Here is a 16,723-nt window from a genome sequence, read left to right as displayed (position 1 = left end):
TACAATAGGCCGAAAAAGGCATTATTTGTTGGGGACGCGCCGCAGCCGTAAAGGATCGATCTTGAGCAAGAACCCGGACGAGGAGCGTTCCCGCAAGGAACTGGCCCAGGAAAAGCGCGATCGCCTCGCCGCGGAGGGAAGGTCCGCCATGGCGGAGATCGCCTCGCGCAACGCCTTCATTGCGAAGAACACGGCCCGGCTGAGGGAATTGCGGCTCGCCAAGGAGGCCGCCGATCGCGAAGCCCAGGCGGCCCTTCCGCCCGAGCCCGTCAAGAAGCCGAGGAAGAAGCGGGCCGCTACCGAGGCCTGACGGGCAACGGGATCTCATCGCTCGCGGGAGGTCGACGGCACCTCAACGCAAAGAGCCCCACCGTTCCCGGCAGGGCCCTTCTTCGACAAAGACTTCAGTACATCCGTGAAATTTTCGTCGTGAAGGTTCGGTTCCGATTGAATCGAAACCGGGCCTTCAATCCTTTTGCCTTGCGCGTCTTCCTCACGCGAACCGGTATCGGTTTCGCCTGAAAACGCAGCCGGCAGATCAGATCAGCGCGAGATTTTCCGCGCTGGTCTTGCCGCGCATCTTGTCGGTCTTCAGTTCGAAGGACACTTTCTGCCCTTCGCCGAGGCCGGTCAGGCCCGCCCGTTCCACCGCGCTGATGTGAACGAACACGTCGTTCCCGCCGTCATTCGGCTGAATGAAGCCAAAACCCTTTTGGCCGTTAAACCACTTCACAACACCTGTAGCCATCTAGCTCTCCAAAGGCGCAAAAGCGCCAAACGCCCGCACGACCTCCGTGCAGGCTCCGAATTCAATCGTAACGATTTCTCGGGGAAGGTGGCGCCAGGGCCGCGATCAACAAGGTAACGCGTTCAAATCGAATGTGCTCCACATATAGCATTTCCGGGCGATTACAAGGGCACTTTACCAAATATCTTCCCCAACGCCTATTTTCCGATCATCATTGGCTGGTTTGGACCGATTGCGAGGCATCCATGGCCTTTGAGGACCGCTACGGCCTCTCTCTCTCCACCACCTCCTCCGAGGCGGCCAGCGCCTATCGCGAAGGCGTGGACTTGCTGCTCGCGGCCTGGACCGGCGCAGCGGAGGCGTTCGAGCAGGCGATCGCGGCCGATCCCGATTTTGCGCTGGCCCATATCGCCCGCGCCCGCATCCACACCTTCTACCAACAGGGCGACGTGGCGCGGAAGAAGGCGGCGCTGGCGCGCGAGCTCGCCGCACGCAATGGTAGCGAGCGCGAGCGGAGCCACGTCGAAACGCTGGCGCTTGCCATCGAGGGGCAGCTTCCGGCTGCACTTGCCTCCACGCTGAAGCACCTCGAAGCGCACCCGCGCGATGCGATCGTGATGTCGCTGCCGATGGGCGCGTTCGGGCTGTTCGCCTTCTCCGGCATGGCCGATCACGACCAGGCGCGCGTCGACCTCTGCGGGCGCTATGCACATCACTACGGCGACGACTGGTGGTACCTCTACAATCACGGCTGGGCGCTGACCGAGAACAACGACGTCACACGCGGCCGCGCCATGACCGAACGCGCCTTTGCCCTGCGCGAGGCCAACGCCAACGCCGTGCATGCGCTGCTGCATGCCATGTTCGAGGACGGCTCGGTCGACGAAGCCGATGCGCTGGTGGATCGCTGGATACCGACCTACGACCGCGCCGGCATCCTGCACGGCCATATCCGCTGGCACCAGGCGCTTGGCGCACTTGAGCATGGCGATGCGGCGCGCGCGCTGTCGATCTATACCAAAGTGCTGCAGCCCAGCGTCACCCACGCGCCGCCGCTCAATGCGGTCACCGATGGCGCCTCGCTGTTGTGGCGGCTGGAGGCCTACGGCCATGCCGTGCCCGACAGCCTCTGGACCGAGGCCGATGAGTACGCGCAGCGCGCTTTTCCGCGGTCGAGCATTCCGTTTGCCGACGTGCACATGGCGCTGTTCGCTGCTGCAACGCGCAACCAGGCGGCGCTGGAGGAGCGGCTTGCCGTGATCGAGAAGCGGCTCGCCGATGGCAAGCTGCCGGCGGGCGCCGTGGTGCCCAAGCTGTTCCGCGCCATGAGTGCGTTTGCCGACGGCGACTATCGCGGCTGCGTCACGCATCTTTCGCCCGTGCTCGACGAGGTCGTACGCATCGGCGGCAGCCATGCACAGCGCACGCTGATCGAGGACACCTTCATCGTCGCGCTGATGAAGAGCGGCGATCTTGCGCGGGCCCGCACCTTGCTGGATGCAAGGCTGCATCGCCGTCCCTCGCCCCGCGACGCGCGCTGGCTGGCGCGGCAGAACTGATCGCTATTCGGCGACGCCGAGCCGCCGCGTTTGCCCGGCCCACTGCCGGTGCGCGTCGCGACGGCGTAGCGGACCGGTGCCCTGCGTCAGGAGACGATAGGCCCGCGGACTGGTGCCACAGCTCTCGCGGAAGCTCCGGCTGAAATGGGTTGATGAGCTGAAGCCGCGGCTGAACGCGATCTCGGTGATCGAGCGGCCGTCCTGCGAGGGATCGGCGAGATCCTGCCGGATGCGCTCCAGCCGGGCGCGCCAGATATGGGCATTCAGCGTCTCAGCCTCACCGTCGAACAGCTTGTGCAGGTAGCGCTTCGAGCATCCGATCGCCGCGGCTATGCGATCGAGCGACAGAAGCGGATCGTCGAGATTGACGTCGATGTACCGCTTGACCCGGTCGCGCGTCAGCTCCCGCACGGAGACATCGCTGGAGGTGCCGCCGCGATCGAGCACGGCGAGCTCTATGTGGCTCGCAATCGTCTGCGCAAGATCGCCGCCGGCGGGCGCAGGCGTATCGCCGCGCAGTGACTCGAAGGCCGACACCAGCAATCCGTAGGTCAGCCGGCCCACGCCGGCGCGGCCCGCGAAGCGGCGCACTACGAGGTCGTCGAGATCGAGCCCCAGGCGCACCAGCTCGTCGCGCGGCAACAGCATGATGACCTGGTTGATCGGCTCGGAATTCGACACCGTATAGGGCCGGGTCATGTCGTAGAGGCTCCATTCGCCCGGAGCCAGCACCACCTTGCGGCCGTTCTGCTCGAAACAGGCCGCGCCCTCGATCTGCGCCACCAGCTTGACGTAGTCGCGGCTGTCCCTGCGGATCAAGCCCGGCGTGCGCTGCACGCGGTGGCGGCTGACGACGATGCGCGCCACCGATACGCCGCTGGAATCGCCGAGCTCCAGCCGGCCGGCGAATTGCGGATCGCCAAAAGTGTCGGCGCGCAGCGGCCCGATATGGCGACCGACGAAATCGCCCCACATGCCCAGCCGCTCACCCGGCGCGGCATCGGCAGTGGAAACGACGGCCAGATTGTTCTGCAAGGTACCCGCTCCTTACCCCTTGCCTGACTCTAGCGAGGGGCCATTCCCGAAGCCAGCGCCCTCTCCCGCTTTGTGCGCTGCATTGGCGCATTGTCATCCGCACCGCACCGGAGTTCGCTCTTGGGCAAGAACCCGCACGACGGGCAGCGCAAGATGCAAGGCAACCGGGCCGGCAAAGATTGGCCGGCCAATGAGTTAACACCGAAATTCGGGGAGGACGCAAATGAACAGAGGTCGAAGCCTGTTTGCGGGGACACTGGCGTGCGCCATTTTGACGCTCGGCTTGGGAGGAGCGGTTACCGCGCAGGAACCGGCCTCGATCAAGGTCGGCTACGCCATCTCCAAGACCGGGCCTAACGCAGGCGGCGCCAACATCACCCAGATCCCGAACTACCAGCTCTGGGTGAAGGAGGTGAACGACAAGGGCGGCCTGATGCTCAAGAGCATCGGCAAGCGGGTGAAGATCGAGGTCATCGAGTACGACGACCGCTCCAACTCCGAAGAAGCCGTGCGCGCCGTCGAGCGCCTGATCACGCAGGACAAGGTGGACCTGCTGTTTCCGCCCTGGGGCACCGGCCTCAACCTCGCGGTCGGACCGGTCTTCAACAAATACGGCTATCCGCAACTCGCCTTCAGCGCGGTGACCGACCGCGCGCCCGAGCTCGCCAAGCGCTGGCCCAACAGCTTCTGGTTCCTCGGCACCAGCAAGCAATATGTCGATGCACTGGTCGACCTGCTGTCGCAGATGCGCAAGGACGGCAAGATCAACGACAGCATCGCCATGGTCAGCATCGCCGACGGTTTCGGCATCGACCTGTCGAAGGCCGCGCGCGAGGGCTTCGAAAAGGCGAAATTCAAGCTCGCCTATGACAAGAGCTATCCGATCGGCACCCAGGATCTCTCGCCGCTGCTCGGCGAGGCGCAGCGCTCGGGCGCCGATACCTTCGTCGCCTTCAGCTACCCGCCGGACACGGTGGCCCTGACCGACCAGGCCAAGGTCGCCTCCTTTGCGCCCAAGGTGATGTTCCTCGGCGTCGGCGTCGGCTTCCCGCTCTACCCGCAGCGCTTCGGTGAGAACACCGAAGGCATCATGTCGCTGGGCGGCTGGCAGGCCGACAACAAGGCGACCGCCGACTATCGGGCCAAGCACAAGGCAATGCACAACCGCGATCCCGACTACTGGGGCAGCCAGGTCGGCTATTCATCGCTGCAGATGCTCGAACAGGCGATCGAGAGGGTCGGCAAGATCGACCGCGAGGCCATCATCAAGGAGCTGCAGACCGGCACGTTCGACACCGTGATCGGCAAGATCAAGCTCGACAACAACATGCCGGTGAAGGCCTTCCCGCTGATCGGACAGTGGCAGAAGGGTTTCTACACCGGCGTGGCGCCGGCAGGTCCCGGCATGGCGGCGGTGGTCGTGCCGAAGCCGGCGTGGAAGCAGTAAGGTTGGGGTAGACTGGATTTCGGGCCGCCGCACCCTCGCGGCGGCCCGGAACCATTTTCGGTAAACAGATGTTCGTTGCCGCAGTCACGTCCGGGCTCGTTCTGGGCGGCATGTATGCGCTGATCGCCATGGGGTTGACGCTCCAGTATGGCGTCGCGCGCATCATGAATCTCGCCCATGGCGAGCTGATGATCGCCGCGGCGTTCGCAGCGCTCTGGCTGTTCTCCTCCGCCGCGGTGAACCCGCTGCTCGGTCTCCTCCTTGTCGTGCCCGCGGCCTTCGCCATCTCCTGGGCGATCTACCGCCTGCTGCTGACGCCGCTGGTACGCCGCGCACCCAACCGCGACGCGCTCGAGGTCGACAGCATCCTGGCGACCTTCGGCATGCTGTTCGTGATCCAGGGCGTGATGCTGGTGATGTTCGGCGGCGCCTATTACAGCTACAGCTTCCTCGCCTTTCCAGTGACCATTGCCGGCGCCACCGTCGCCGCCAACCGCCTGCTGGCGCTGGCGTTCGCCGCCGTGATCGGGCTTGGTCTCTATCTTTATCTGACGCGCACGCGCCTCGGCACCGCCGTGCGCGCCGTCGCCGTCGATCCGAACTCCGCACCCCTGGTGGCGATCGACGTCCGCGCTACTGCAGCGCTTGCGTTCGCCTTCGGCGGTGCGCTGGTTGCGGCCGGCGGTGTGCTGGTCTCGATGTTCCTCACCTTCAACGCCAATATCGGCGTCGTCTTCACCATGAAGGCGCTGATCGTCGTCATCATGGGCGGCGTCGGCAATTTGCTCGGCTGCCTCTTGGCGGGGCTCATTCTCGGTCTTGCCGAAACCTTCGTCGCCACCTTCGTTGACCCCGGTCTTACGCTGGCGACCACCTACGCCCTCTTCCTCATCATCCTTCTGGTTCGCCCGCAGGGCCTGTTCGGAACGGCATCGCGATGAAGCCGGCATTCCTGCTCGCAGCCAGCGCCATCGCGGTCGCCATCCTCGCCACGGTGCCGCTCTATGCCAACGGCTATGAGCTGTCGCTGGCGATCACGCTGATGAACTACACGGTGCTCGCCACGGCCTGGACGCTGTTCTCCGGGCCGACACGCTACGTGTCGCTCGCCACCGTTGCCTTCTTCGGCATCGGCGCCTACACCGTGGCGGTGCTGGCGGAACGGATGGCCTGGCCATGGATACTGCTGATCGCGCTTGCGGTCGGCGTGGCCGTGGCCCTGATCGTCGGCCTCTCGACGCTGCGGCTTTCCGGCGTCTATTTCGTCATCTTCACCTTTGGCCTTGCCGAGTTGATCCGCCAGATCGTCACCTGGTACGAGGTGAACGTCACCCGCACGCTCGGCCGCTACATCTTCGTCGGCATCGATCCGGCCGACATCTACTGGCAGCTGCTCGGACTTGCCGTGCTGGTGTTCGCCGCCGGCATCCTGATCCGCCGCTCGCGCTTGGGACTGGCGCTGCGCGTGATCGGCGACGACGAGACCGTGGCGCGCCATATCGGCATCAACACCACCATCGCCAAGGTCGCGCTGTTTGCGCTTTCCGCCGCCTTCATGACGCTGTGCGGCGCTGTCATGGCGCCGCGCTGGACCTACATCGATCCGGCGATCGCGTTCAGCCCGGTGGTATCGTTCCAGGTGCTCATCATGGCGTTGCTCGGCGGCGTGCACCGGCTCTACGGCCCCTTGTTCGGCGTGGTGCCGCTGGTGCTGCTGTTCGAATTCCTGCTCGCAAGGTTTCCGAACCATTTCTCCATTCTCGTCGGCCTCGCCTTCATGCTGATCGTCTACGCCATTCCGCAAGGCATCGTCGGCTTTGTCGAGCGTATCCTGCGGCGCAGGGGAGATGCGGCATGAGCGCGCCCATGCTCGATGTCTCCGGCCTCACGCGCCGCTTCGGCGGGCTCGTGGCAGTTGATGACATTTCCCTCTCGCTGCAGCCCGGCGAGATCATGGGCCTGCTCGGCCCCAACGGCTCCGGCAAATCGACGGTGCTGAACCTGATCTCGGGCGCGCTGCGGCCCGACCGCGGCAGCGTCCGGTTCAATGGCGGCGATATCTCCCGCGCTGCGCCACATCACATCGCGCGCCTTGGTGTGGCGCGCACCTTCCAGCTGGTCCGCGTGCTGCCGTCGCTGAACTGCCGCGAAAACGTGCTCGCGGGCGTCGCCTTCGGCCGCGACGCGCTGTGGGGTCAGGCGGCGGAGCAGCGTGCCGACGCCCTGCTCGCGCGCGTTGGGCTGGCCACCCGCGCCGCCACGGCAACGACCGAGCTGACCTATATCGACCAGAAGCGGCTGGAGCTCGCGCGCGCGCTGGCGCTCGACCCACAATTGCTGCTGCTCGACGAGTGGCTGGCCGGCCTCAACCCGACCGAGTTGCAGGAAGGTATCGCGCTGGTGCGTTCGCTGCGCGGCGAAGGCATGACCATCCTGCTGGTCGAACATGTCATGGACGCGATCCGCTCGCTCTGCGACCGCTGCGTCGTCATGAATGCCGGCCGCAAGATCGCGGAAGGTGCGCCCGACGCCGTGCTGGCGGAAGCGGAAGTGATCCGCGCCTATCTCGGAGACGACGATGCTTGAAGTCTCCGGCATATCGGTTGCCTACGGCAAGCATCTCGCGGTCGATCGCATCACGCTGAGCGTGGCCCCTCGCGAGATCGTGCTCATTCTCGGCGCCAACGGCAGCGGCAAGACCTCGCTGCTCAAGGCGATCGCCGGCATGCAGCCGGCTGCGGGCGCCTCGGTCCGGCTGACCGGCCGCGAGCTCTCGGGCCTGCCCGCGCATGTCATCGTCGAAGCCGGCCTTGCGCTGGTGCCCGAGGGGCGCGGCGTGTTCGGCGAATTGACCGTCCGCGAAAACCTCGAGCTAGGCGCCTTCGCCAGGCGCGCCCGGCCCGCGGAGGCTGCGAACCTGCGCCACGTGCTGGAGCTGTTTCCCCGCCTCGGCGAGCGGCTCGCCCAGCAGGTCCGCACCATGAGCGGCGGCGAGCAGCAGATGGTCGCGGTCGGCCGCGCGCTGATGTCGGCGCCGGATATCCTTCTGCTCGACGAACCCTCGCTCGGCCTGTCGCCACTGATGTGCAGGGAACTGTTCTCGGCGCTGGCGCGGATTCGCGACGGGGGCCTCGGCATCCTGCTGGTGGAGCAGAACGCCAAACGCAGCCTCGCCATTGCCGACCGCGGATACCTCATCGCCAATGGCCGGATTGTCGGCGAAGGGCGAGCGGATGCGCTGCGCGACGATCCCGCCGTGCAGCGTGCGTATCTCGGGGCGGCAGAGCCGGGCCTCTCCGTGTCCCTGCAGGATGGAGCGGACGGCCCATGAAGCTCCTCGACGGCAAAATCTGCATCGTCACGGGTGCCGCCGGCAGCCTCGGCCTTGCCACCGCCGGGCTGTTCCTGCGCGAAGGCGCCAAGGTGACGCTGGTCGATCGCGATGCCGCGGCGCTGCAAGCGGCCGTATCCCTCTTCGGTGAGCACGCGGATCGCTTGATGGTGCAGACCGCCGATGTGGCGGATGCCGGCGCCACTGCTTCCTTTGTCGAGGCGACGCTGGCGCGCTGGGGCGGGCTCGACGTGCTGTTCTGTAATGCAGGGGTCAGCGGCGACATCTGCCCGGTCGTGGATTATCCTGAGGACGTGTTCGACCGCGTCATGGCGGTCAACGTGCGCGGACCCTTTCTGGGTTGCAAATATGCGCTGCCGAAAATGCGCGACGGCGGCAGCATCGTCATCACCTCCAGCGTGGTCGGCACGACCAGCGATCCCGGCATCGCCGCCTATGCCGCCTCCAAGCATGCCGTGATCGGTCTGATGCGAACGGTCGCCAAGGAAGCCGCGCCGCGAGGCATCCGCGTCAATGTGGTGGCGCCCGGCCCAATCGAAAACGACTTCCAGCGCAACGTCGAAGCCGGCCTGTCCCGCGCCATCGGCCGCAATGCCAAACAATTCCTCGACGGCCTGATTCCGCTCGGCCGCCACGGCCGCGCGGAGGAAATCGGCCAGCTCGTGCTCTATCTCGCCTCCGCCCAATCCAGCTTCTCCACCGGCGGCGTGTTCATGGCCGACGGCGGCATGTCCATCTGAATCCAACCGACGGAGAATCCGATGCCCGAGCTCGCACGAAACGAATTCTGGAAGGAGCTGAAGCCGATCGCCCAGGTCTTCAAGGCCGACGCGCTGCCCGAGGTCTATATCGGAAACGCCGCCACCGAGGACGAGCGCTATTACGTGCCGTTCACCGAAACCGTTTCCTCGCGGCCGCTGTGGATCTCGCCGTCGCAGAACAAGTGGTGCGACATCCTGATGGCGAAGGGCGCGGGGCTGGTGAACCGCCACTACCATCCACACGAGGTGTTCGCCTACACGATCTCCGGCAAGTGGGGCTATCTCGAGCACAGCTGGACTGCGACGGCCGGCGACTTCATCTACGAGTCCCCCGGCGAGGGCCACACGCTGGTCGCCTATGAGCACAAGGATCCGATGCGGGTGTTTTTCATCGTCACCGGTCCCCTGATCTGGCTCGACGAGAACGGCGCTTCCGCCGGCCATTTCGACGTCCACGACTACATCGCGATGTGCCGGGCGCACTACGTCAAGGTCGGCCTCGGCGCGGACAAGATCGACGCGCTGTTTCGCTGATGGCCGGACCGCCATGCCGGGGCCGCATCTCTGCCGCGCGGCCGGCGCCGGCAGATGACGGCTACCGCATCCCGGCAACGCTGTTACACTGGATCGCAAGAGGAGATTCCGGGAGGACGGCGGATGACGGAGATCGTTTCGCTCGAGGCATTGGCGGCCGATGTCCAGCCGGGGCAATCGCTGGCCATTCCCGTGACCGGCGTGTCGATGGCGGGGACCGCGGCGCTGATCGAGGCGGGCGCCCGCGACCTGAAATTGATTTGCGTTCCCATCAGCAGCATGCAGGCCGATCTCCTGATCGGCGCCGGCGCCGTCAGTGCGATCGAAACCAGCGCCGTCTCGCTCGGAGAGGCCGGCGGCGCGCCGCGCTTCAACGCCGCCGTCCGCGCCGGCAGTTTTGCGCTGCGGGATTCCACCTGCCCCGCCATCCTGGCCGGTCTGCTCGCCGCACAGAAGGGCGTGCCCTTCATGCCGATCGCCGGCATCGTCGGCAGCGATCTGTTGCGGGTGCGGCCAGACTGGAAGGTGATCGACAGCCCGGTCGGCGAGCCCGGCAAGGTCGTGGTGGTGCCGGCGATTGCGCCGGACGTCGCCCTCTTCCATGCCCCCGAGGCCGACCGTGCCGGCAACATAAGGATCGGACGGCATCGTGAGTTGGCGGCGATGGCCTATGCCGCCAAGAGAACCTTCGTCACCGTGGAGCGCATCGTCGACCGCAATCTCATGGCAACCGAGGATTCCGCCGCGGGCGTGCTGCCCTCGCTCTATGTCGATAAGGTCGCGGTGGCCCCGCGCGGCGCCTGGCCGCTGCCCCTGTGGGACGAATATCCCGGCGACGACGTCGAGGTCGCCCGCTATGCCGCCATGGCTCGCTCCGAGGAAGGCTTTCGCGCCTATCTCTCCGGCTTCCTGTCGCAGCGCAAACAGGTGGCCTGAGCCATGTCCGGCGAGCGCGAGCGCCGCGAGCTCCTGATCAACGTCATTGCCGGGCTCTTGGACGGCATCCGCCATGTCGCGGTCGGCGCCTCGTCGCCGATCCCGGCCGCCGGCGCCATGTTGCTGCGCGCCCGCAACGAGCGCGCCGGCAAACCGCCCGTGCGGATATCGATCCTCGGTTCGCAGGAGCACAATTTCTTCACCAACGGCGCCGTCGAGGTGTTCGATTGCGCTGCACAAGGCCGGGTCGATGCCTTCTTTCTCGGTGGCGGCCAGATCGACGGGGCGGGCAACATCAATCTGGTGGGCACCGGCACATATCCCGCGACCGACGTGCGCTGGCCGGGGTCGTTCGGCTCGGCCTATCTCTACCACCTCGTGCCGCGCGTCATCCTGTTCCGCGAAGAGCACTCGCCACGCGTTTTCGTGCCCAAGGTCGATTTCGTCAGCGCGGCGGCGACCACGCCGGAGGTGAGGCGCCGCGGCGGACCCCATGCGCTGCTGACCAACATGGCGCTGTTCGATTTCGACCGTATCAGCGGCGGTTTTGCGCTGCGCTCGGTGCATCCGGGCTATTCGCCGGCCGATATCCGCGCCAATACCGGCTTCGATTATGTCGAGCCTGCAAGCATTCCGGCGACGCCGGCGCCTGATGCCGAGACGCTGGCGCTGCTGCGCGGACGGATCATGGAGGAGCTTGGCGAGACCTATCCGGCGTTCGCGCGCGCGATGCAACAGGCGGCGTAGCAACCTGCCAATGGGGTCGGTGCCCACCGCCAGATTTATTTCGGCACGCACGGAATAATTCGCTTGGGCCGTCCTTGATGTTTGGGCCATCATAGCTGCGTCCAAGGGTCGCATTACCGCGAAGTCTAGTTGCCAAAGGACTACGCAAGCCTTTGTCTTGCCGACAATAATTAACGGGCCGCTCAATAAGGGGACGGCCGCATCACGGGAGAGAGACGATGACCAAATCGACTAAGGACAAGCGGACATCGCGCCGTCGGTTTCTGAAGGTGACGGCCGCAGGCGCAGCCGCGACGGTGGCCGCACCGGCCGCGATTGCCCAGACCGGCCCGATCAGCATGCGCTGGCAGAGCACCTGGCCGTCCAAGGACATTTTCCACGAATACGCACTCGACTACGCCAAGAAGGTCAACGACATGACCGGCGGCGAGTTGAAGATCGAAGTGCTGCCGGCGGGCGCGGTGGTGCCGGCCTTCGGCCTGCTCGACGCCGTCTCCAAGGGCGTGCTCGACGGCGGCCACGGCGTGCTGGTCTATCACTACGGCAAGCAGACCGCGCTGGCGCTATGGGGCTCGGGCCCCGGCTTTGCGATGGACGCCAACATGCTGCTGGCGTGGCACCGCTATGGCGGCGGCAAGGAGCTGCTCGAGAAGCTTTATGCGTCGATCAACGCCAACGTGGTTTCCTTCCCCTATGGCCCGATGCCGACCCAGCCGTTCGGCTGGTTCAAGAAGCCGATCGCGAAGGCCGAGGACATCAAGGGCCTGAAGTTCCGCACCGTCGGCATTTCCATCGACGTGTACACGGCGCAGGGCGCCGCAGTGAACGCGCTGCCGGGCGGCGAAATCGTCTCCGCCATGGATCGCGGCCTGCTCGACGCGGCCGAGTTCAACAACGCCACCTCCGACCGCATCCTCGGCTTCGCCGACGTCTCCAAGGTCTGCATGCTGCAGAGCTATCACCAGAACGCCGAGCAATTCGAGATCATGTTCAACAAGGACAAGTACAACGCGCTGCCGGACAAGATGAAGGCGATCATCGCCAATGCGGTGGACGCGGCCTCTGCCGACATGTCCTGGAAGGCGATCGACCGCTACTCGAAGGACTACATCGAGTTGCAGACCAAGGACAACGTCAAGTTCTACAAGACGCCCGACGCCATCCTCAAGCAGCAGCTCGAGATCTATGACGAGGTGGCGAAGAAGAAGTCGGCGGAAAATCCGCTGTTCAAGGAGATCGTGCAGTCGCAGATCGCGTTCGCCAAGCGCGCGACGCAGTGGGAGCAGGACACGGTGGTGGGCCGTCGCATGGCCTACGACCACTACTTCGGGCCCAACGCCGCGGCGAAGAAGATCTGACGCCGAAATAAAATCCTGCCAAGGCACCGTCCGGCAGCATATCCGGACGGTGCCTTGTGTTATGTTCAACCTCCCTCTTCCCACTCGAAGCGGCCGCATCGCATGAGCGTCCAGAAAATACTGTACACGATCGACGAGATATCCACCTGGACCGGCAAGGCCGCCGCCTGGCTGATGATCCTCCTGATGAGCGTCGTCTGCATCGAGGTGTTCAAGCGCTACGCCGTGAACATGCCGACGGCGTGGATTTTCGATGCCGAGAACATGATGTACGGCACGCTGTTCATGCTGTGCGGTGCGTATACGCTGGCGCAGAACGCCCATGTCCGCGGCGACTTCCTCTATTCCTCGATGCGGCCGCGCACGCAGGCCACGCTCGACCTCATTCTCTACGTCGTCTTCTTCATTCCGGGCATCGCGGCACTGGTCTATGCCGGCTATTTCTACGCCGCGGATTCCTGGCACATCAACGAGCACTCCAACGTCACGGCGGACGGCCCTCCGGTCTATCATTTCAAATCCATGATCCCGCTCGCAGGCGCGCTGATCATGCTGCAGGGCATCGCGGAGATCGTGCGCTGCATCGTGTGTCTGAAGACCGGCGAATGGCCGAGCCGGCTCCACGACGTCGCCGAAATCGACGTGATCGAGGAACAGCTGGCACACAGCGAATATGTCGACGAGGAATCGCGCAAGATCGCCATCGAAGGCGCAGCTCGCATCGACGAAATGGCGCGGCAGCGCGGCATGGGCGGGGATCTGAATACATGAGCGATCCGGCACTCGGCCTCTTGATGCTGACGCTCATCGTCATCGTCATCCTGATGGGCTTCCCCACGGCCTTCACTCTGATGGGCCTTGGCATGTTCTTCGGCTTCATCGCCTTCTACGACCCGTCGCAGCTCTGGACCCACAACAAGGTGTTCGAGCTGATGGTCCAGCGCACCTACGGCGCGATGACCAACGACGTGCTGATATCCATCCCGTTGTTCGTGCTGATGGGCTACGTGATGGAGCGCGGCGCGCTGGTCGACAAGATGTTCTACTCGATCCAGCTCGCGTTCCGCCGCCTTCCGGCGTCCCTTGCGGTCGCCACGCTGATCGTCTGCACATTCTGGGGCATCGCCTCGGGCCTGGTCGGCGCCGTGGTGGTGCTGATGGGCGTGATCGCCTTCAACCCGATGCTGCGCGCAGGTTATGACGTCAGGCTCGCCTCCGGCGTCATCACTGCCGGCGGCACGCTCGGCATCCTGATCCCGCCGTCGGTGATGATCATCGTTTATGCGGCGGTGGCCGGCCAATCGGTAGTCAAGCTCTACGCGGCGGCGATGCTGCCGGGCTTCTTCCTCGCCTTCCTCTACCTCGTCTATGTCGTCGGTTGGGCGATGATCAATCCGAAGATCGCCCCGCCGCTGCCGGAGGAGCAGACCCGGGTCAAGGTGCCCGAATGGGTCAGGAAGCTGCAGACGCTCTACTCGCCAAATCTGTTTGTCGCGCTGTCGAAGGCGCTGGTCTCGCCCGCGCAGGCAAGGAATCTCGAGATCGACGGCAAGCCGATGAGCTATGGCGCGATCCTGCAGAACTTCGCCATCTCTCTCGTCCCGTTCCTGCTCACCGCCGTGACGCTCGGAATCATCTGGTGGTACGTCGTCATCCATCAGCAGGCCGGCGCCGCCTCGGAGGCGGTCGAAGGCCTGCAACAACTCGGCAGTGCCGCGGCGACGCCGGAGCCATCGGCGGCGCAGAAGGGACCAGGCTCGCAGTTCTATATCGGCTTTGCGATCGTCGCACTGCTGATGGCGGCATGGAGCCTGCGATCGTATCTGCGCATGGACGGCGAGCGCTTTGAGGTGCTGCGGCTCCTGACGTCGTCGGTGATGCCGCTCGGCATCCTCACCGTAGTCGTGCTCGGCGTGATCCTGTTCGGCATCACGACGGCGACCGAATCCGCCGGCGTCGGCGCGGCCGGCGCCTTCCTGCTCGCGCTGCATGCCCGCACGCTGGACTGGAAGCGTACCAAGGAAGCTGTGTTCCTCACCGCCAAGACCACCGCGATGGTGTGCTGGCTGTTCGTGGGCTCGGCGCTGTTCTCGGCGGTGTTCGCCATCCTCGGCGGCCAAGCGCTGCTCGAGAGCTGGGTGCTCTCGCTCAACATGTCGCCGGTGCAGTTCATGATCCTGTCGCAGGCGATCATCTTCGTGCTCGGCTGGCCGCTGGAATGGACCGAGATCATCATCATCTTCGTGCCGATCTTCCTGCCGATGCTGAAGCATTTCGGCATTGACCCGATCCTGTGGGGCACGCTGGTGTTCGTGAACCTGCAGGCCGCCTTCCTGTCGCCGCCGGTGGCGATGTCGGCGTTCTACCTCAAGGGCGTCGCGCCGAAGCACGTCACGCTGAACCAGATCTTCGCGGGCATGATGCCCTACATGCTGATCGTGATCCTGTGCATGGTCATCATGTATCTCTGGCCCGGCATGACGCTGTGGTTGCCGAGATATCTGTACGGCGGCTAGGATGGCCGCGCCGCATGATACGTAATCCCTTGCGAGGCCATGCGGCACATCGCTGGCAGGAAGGGGCGTACAATGCGGGCAGATCGCGGCTGGAAGAGTATTCTGCGGATTGATACTGGACTGGCGGCGGCGGCGCTTGCCCTGGCGGGCGGCGGCGCCGGTCACGCCGCCGATCTGTCCAAGATCGCGAATATCGTCGTCATCTACGCCGAGAACCGCAGCTTCGATCATCTCTACGGGCTGTTTCCCGGCGCCAACGGCATCGCCAACGCGAAGCCCGAACAATCCGTCCAGCGCGATCACGACGGCTCCGAGCTGCCTTCCCTTCGCGTCTGGAACAGCAAGGGCGAACCGGAGCCGGGCTATCCGCCGCTGCCGAACGCGCCCTTCCGGATCGACGCGCCGCCGGTGAGCAAGCTTGCGACCGACGTGCTGCTCAGCCCGATCCACGCCTACTATCACAACATCGAGCAGATCAACGGCGGCAAGAACGACATGTTCGCGGCGATGTCGACGGTGGGCGGCTACACCATGGGCTACTTCGACGGCAGCGGGATGAAGCTGTGGCAGTGGGCGAAGGAATACACGCTGGCCGACAATTTCTTCATGGGTGCTTTCGGCGGATCGTACCTCAACCACCAGTACCTGATCTGCGCCTGCGCGCCGGCCTACAAGGACGCGCCGGAATCGATGCGCGCGGTGCTCGACGACAAGGGCCGGCTGAAGAAGAAACCCGACTCGCCCTCGGCTAGGGACGGCGCGGTCAAGACCTATTCCGGCGGCATCGGCGGCCAGGTGACGCCGGACGGCTACACCGTCAACACCACGCAGCCGGCCTATCAGCCGAGCGGCGTGCCGCCGGCCGAGGGCGGTCCGCTGGAAATGGCCGACCCCAAGGGCAATGAGCGCATCGGCCTGCCGCTGCCGCCCTCCGCCATGAAGACGATCGGCGACACGCTGTCGGCGAAGTCGATCGGCTGGGTCTGGTATTCGGGCGGATGGAACGAGGCGCTGAAGGACGGCATGCGGCCGCCTGCGGACAAGCGCAAGGTGATCTATACCCGCGCCGACGGCGCCATCAATTTCCAGCCGCACCACCAGCCGTTCAACTATTACGCCCGCTTTGCCCCGGGAACGGCCGACCGCGCGGCGCATCTGAAAGACGGCGCGGATTTTCTCGCGGCAATCGAGGGCGGAACGCTGCCGCAGGTCTCTTTCTACAAGCCGGTCGGCCTCCTCAACCAGCATCCCTCCTACACCGACCTGATGACGGGCGATGCCCATATCGCCGACATCCTGGAACGGCTGAGGAAGTCGCCGCAATGGGGCAACATGCTCGTCATCGTCACCTATGACGAGAACGGCGGCTTCTGGGATCATGTCGCGCCGCCGAGCGGACCCGGCTGGAGCGACCGCTGGGGCCCGGCGACGCGGATCCCCGCCATCGTCGTCTCGCCGTTCGCCAAGCGCGGCCATGTCGACCACACCGCCTATGACACCGGCTCGATCCTGAAGCTGATCACCGCCCGCTTCGCGCTCGAGCCGCTGCCGGGCGTCCGCGAGAAGGCCGGCGACCTCACCGCCGCGCTGGATCTTCCGTGACGGCCACGCGCGGCTTTTCGGAGCGGCGCGCATCCTCCCAACTCGTCGCCCCGGCGTAGGCCGGGGCCGATAACCACGAATGCCCGTGGTTACGCAGAGCTGGCGCTCGAACCTCGCTTCGACAACTA

17 protein-coding genes are annotated in these 16,723 nt (G+C 65.2%); 15 read left to right on the top strand and 2 right to left on the bottom strand.

Annotated elements, in window-relative coordinates; translation table 11 throughout:
- Positions 1-61: 61 nt before the first annotated feature.
- Positions 62-310, top strand: a complete 249-nt coding sequence (locus HZB49_RS03895) for a transcriptional regulator (protein WP_291609181.1) — start codon at positions 62-64, stop codon at positions 308-310.
- Between the two features lie 228 nt (positions 311-538).
- Here HZB49_RS03895 and HZB49_RS03890 read toward each other — a convergent pair whose 3' ends face one another.
- Positions 539-748 carry a cold-shock protein gene (locus HZB49_RS03890; protein WP_291609180.1) on the bottom strand — a complete coding sequence of 70 codons (210 nt, stop codon included), beginning with the start codon at positions 746-748 and terminating at the stop codon, positions 539-541.
- A gap of 245 nt (positions 749-993) precedes the next feature.
- On the opposite strand from HZB49_RS03890, the gene HZB49_RS03885 reads away from it, so the two are divergent.
- Positions 994-2,307, top strand: a complete 1,314-nt coding sequence (locus HZB49_RS03885; protein ID WP_291609179.1) for a tetratricopeptide repeat protein — start codon at positions 994-996, stop codon at positions 2,305-2,307.
- 3 nt (positions 2,308-2,310) lie between these two features.
- Here the strand turns inward: HZB49_RS03885 and HZB49_RS03880 are convergent, their stop codons facing one another.
- On the bottom strand, positions 2,311-3,342 hold the full coding sequence (locus HZB49_RS03880) for a helix-turn-helix domain-containing protein (RefSeq protein ID WP_291609178.1): 1,032 nt from the start codon (positions 3,340-3,342) through the stop codon (positions 2,311-2,313).
- Between the two features lie 223 nt (positions 3,343-3,565).
- On the opposite strand from HZB49_RS03880, the gene HZB49_RS03875 reads away from it, so the two are divergent.
- The 13 genes from HZB49_RS03875 to acpA all read left to right on the top strand — a co-directional run bounded on the left by HZB49_RS03875 (position 3,566) and on the right by acpA (position 16,595).
- The gene (locus tag HZB49_RS03875; RefSeq protein ID WP_291609177.1) at positions 3,566-4,789 is read left to right on the top strand and encodes an amino acid ABC transporter substrate-binding protein; all 1,224 of its coding nucleotides are present in this window, start codon (positions 3,566-3,568) and stop codon (positions 4,787-4,789) included.
- A 68-nt stretch (positions 4,790-4,857) separates the two neighbouring features.
- A complete protein-coding gene (locus tag HZB49_RS03870) occupies positions 4,858-5,730 on the top strand; it encodes a branched-chain amino acid ABC transporter permease (RefSeq protein ID WP_291609176.1) in 873 nt (290 codons plus the stop codon).
- Positions 5,727-6,647, top strand: a complete 921-nt coding sequence (locus HZB49_RS03865; RefSeq protein ID WP_291609175.1) for a branched-chain amino acid ABC transporter permease — start codon at positions 5,727-5,729, stop codon at positions 6,645-6,647. Before HZB49_RS03870 ends, HZB49_RS03865 begins: the two co-directional genes overlap by 4 nt.
- On the top strand, positions 6,644-7,375 hold the full coding sequence (locus HZB49_RS03860) for an ABC transporter ATP-binding protein (protein WP_291609174.1): 732 nt from the start codon (positions 6,644-6,646) through the stop codon (positions 7,373-7,375). Before HZB49_RS03865 ends, HZB49_RS03860 begins: the two co-directional genes overlap by 4 nt.
- Positions 7,368-8,120 (top strand): ABC transporter ATP-binding protein, encoded by a 753-nt coding sequence (locus tag HZB49_RS03855; RefSeq protein WP_291609173.1) that lies wholly within the window; start codon positions 7,368-7,370, stop codon positions 8,118-8,120. Before HZB49_RS03860 ends, HZB49_RS03855 begins: the two co-directional genes overlap by 8 nt.
- Positions 8,117-8,881: an SDR family NAD(P)-dependent oxidoreductase gene (locus HZB49_RS03850; RefSeq protein WP_291609172.1), complete on the top strand. Its 765-nt coding sequence runs from the start codon at positions 8,117-8,119 to the stop codon at positions 8,879-8,881. The genes HZB49_RS03855 and HZB49_RS03850 overlap by 4 nt, the downstream gene beginning before the upstream one ends.
- Before the next feature lie 21 nt (positions 8,882-8,902).
- Complete coding sequence (locus HZB49_RS03845) at positions 8,903-9,436, top strand: 2,4'-dihydroxyacetophenone dioxygenase family protein (RefSeq protein ID WP_291609171.1); 534 nt, start codon at positions 8,903-8,905, stop codon at positions 9,434-9,436.
- Positions 9,437-9,559: 123 nt separating this feature from the next.
- Positions 9,560-10,372 (top strand): CoA-transferase, encoded by an 813-nt coding sequence (locus HZB49_RS03840; RefSeq protein WP_291609170.1) that lies wholly within the window; start codon positions 9,560-9,562, stop codon positions 10,370-10,372.
- Between the two features lie 3 nt (positions 10,373-10,375).
- Positions 10,376-11,119, top strand: coding sequence for a CoA-transferase (locus tag HZB49_RS03835; protein WP_291609169.1), 744 nt, complete (start codon positions 10,376-10,378; stop codon positions 11,117-11,119).
- Between the two features lie 218 nt (positions 11,120-11,337).
- Positions 11,338-12,477: a TRAP transporter substrate-binding protein gene (locus HZB49_RS03830; RefSeq protein ID WP_291609168.1), complete on the top strand. Its 1,140-nt coding sequence runs from the start codon at positions 11,338-11,340 to the stop codon at positions 12,475-12,477.
- 102 nt (positions 12,478-12,579) lie between these two features.
- The gene (locus tag HZB49_RS03825; RefSeq protein WP_291609167.1) at positions 12,580-13,248 is read left to right on the top strand and encodes a TRAP transporter small permease subunit; all 669 of its coding nucleotides are present in this window, start codon (positions 12,580-12,582) and stop codon (positions 13,246-13,248) included.
- Positions 13,245-14,993: a TRAP transporter large permease subunit gene (locus HZB49_RS03820; RefSeq protein ID WP_291609166.1), complete on the top strand. Its 1,749-nt coding sequence runs from the start codon at positions 13,245-13,247 to the stop codon at positions 14,991-14,993. Before HZB49_RS03825 ends, HZB49_RS03820 begins: the two co-directional genes overlap by 4 nt.
- A 72-nt stretch (positions 14,994-15,065) precedes the next feature.
- Positions 15,066-16,595: an acid phosphatase gene (acpA, locus tag HZB49_RS03815; protein WP_291609165.1), complete on the top strand. Its 1,530-nt coding sequence runs from the start codon at positions 15,066-15,068 to the stop codon at positions 16,593-16,595.
- Positions 16,596-16,723 lie beyond the last annotated feature (128 nt).

It is taken from the genome of Bradyrhizobium sp. (assembly GCF_016219575.1).
Classification (GTDB): domain Bacteria; phylum Pseudomonadota; class Alphaproteobacteria; order Rhizobiales; family Xanthobacteraceae; genus Bradyrhizobium.
Note: the sequence above shows the minus strand (reverse complement) of the source record. Positions and strands in the feature narration are given on the sequence as shown.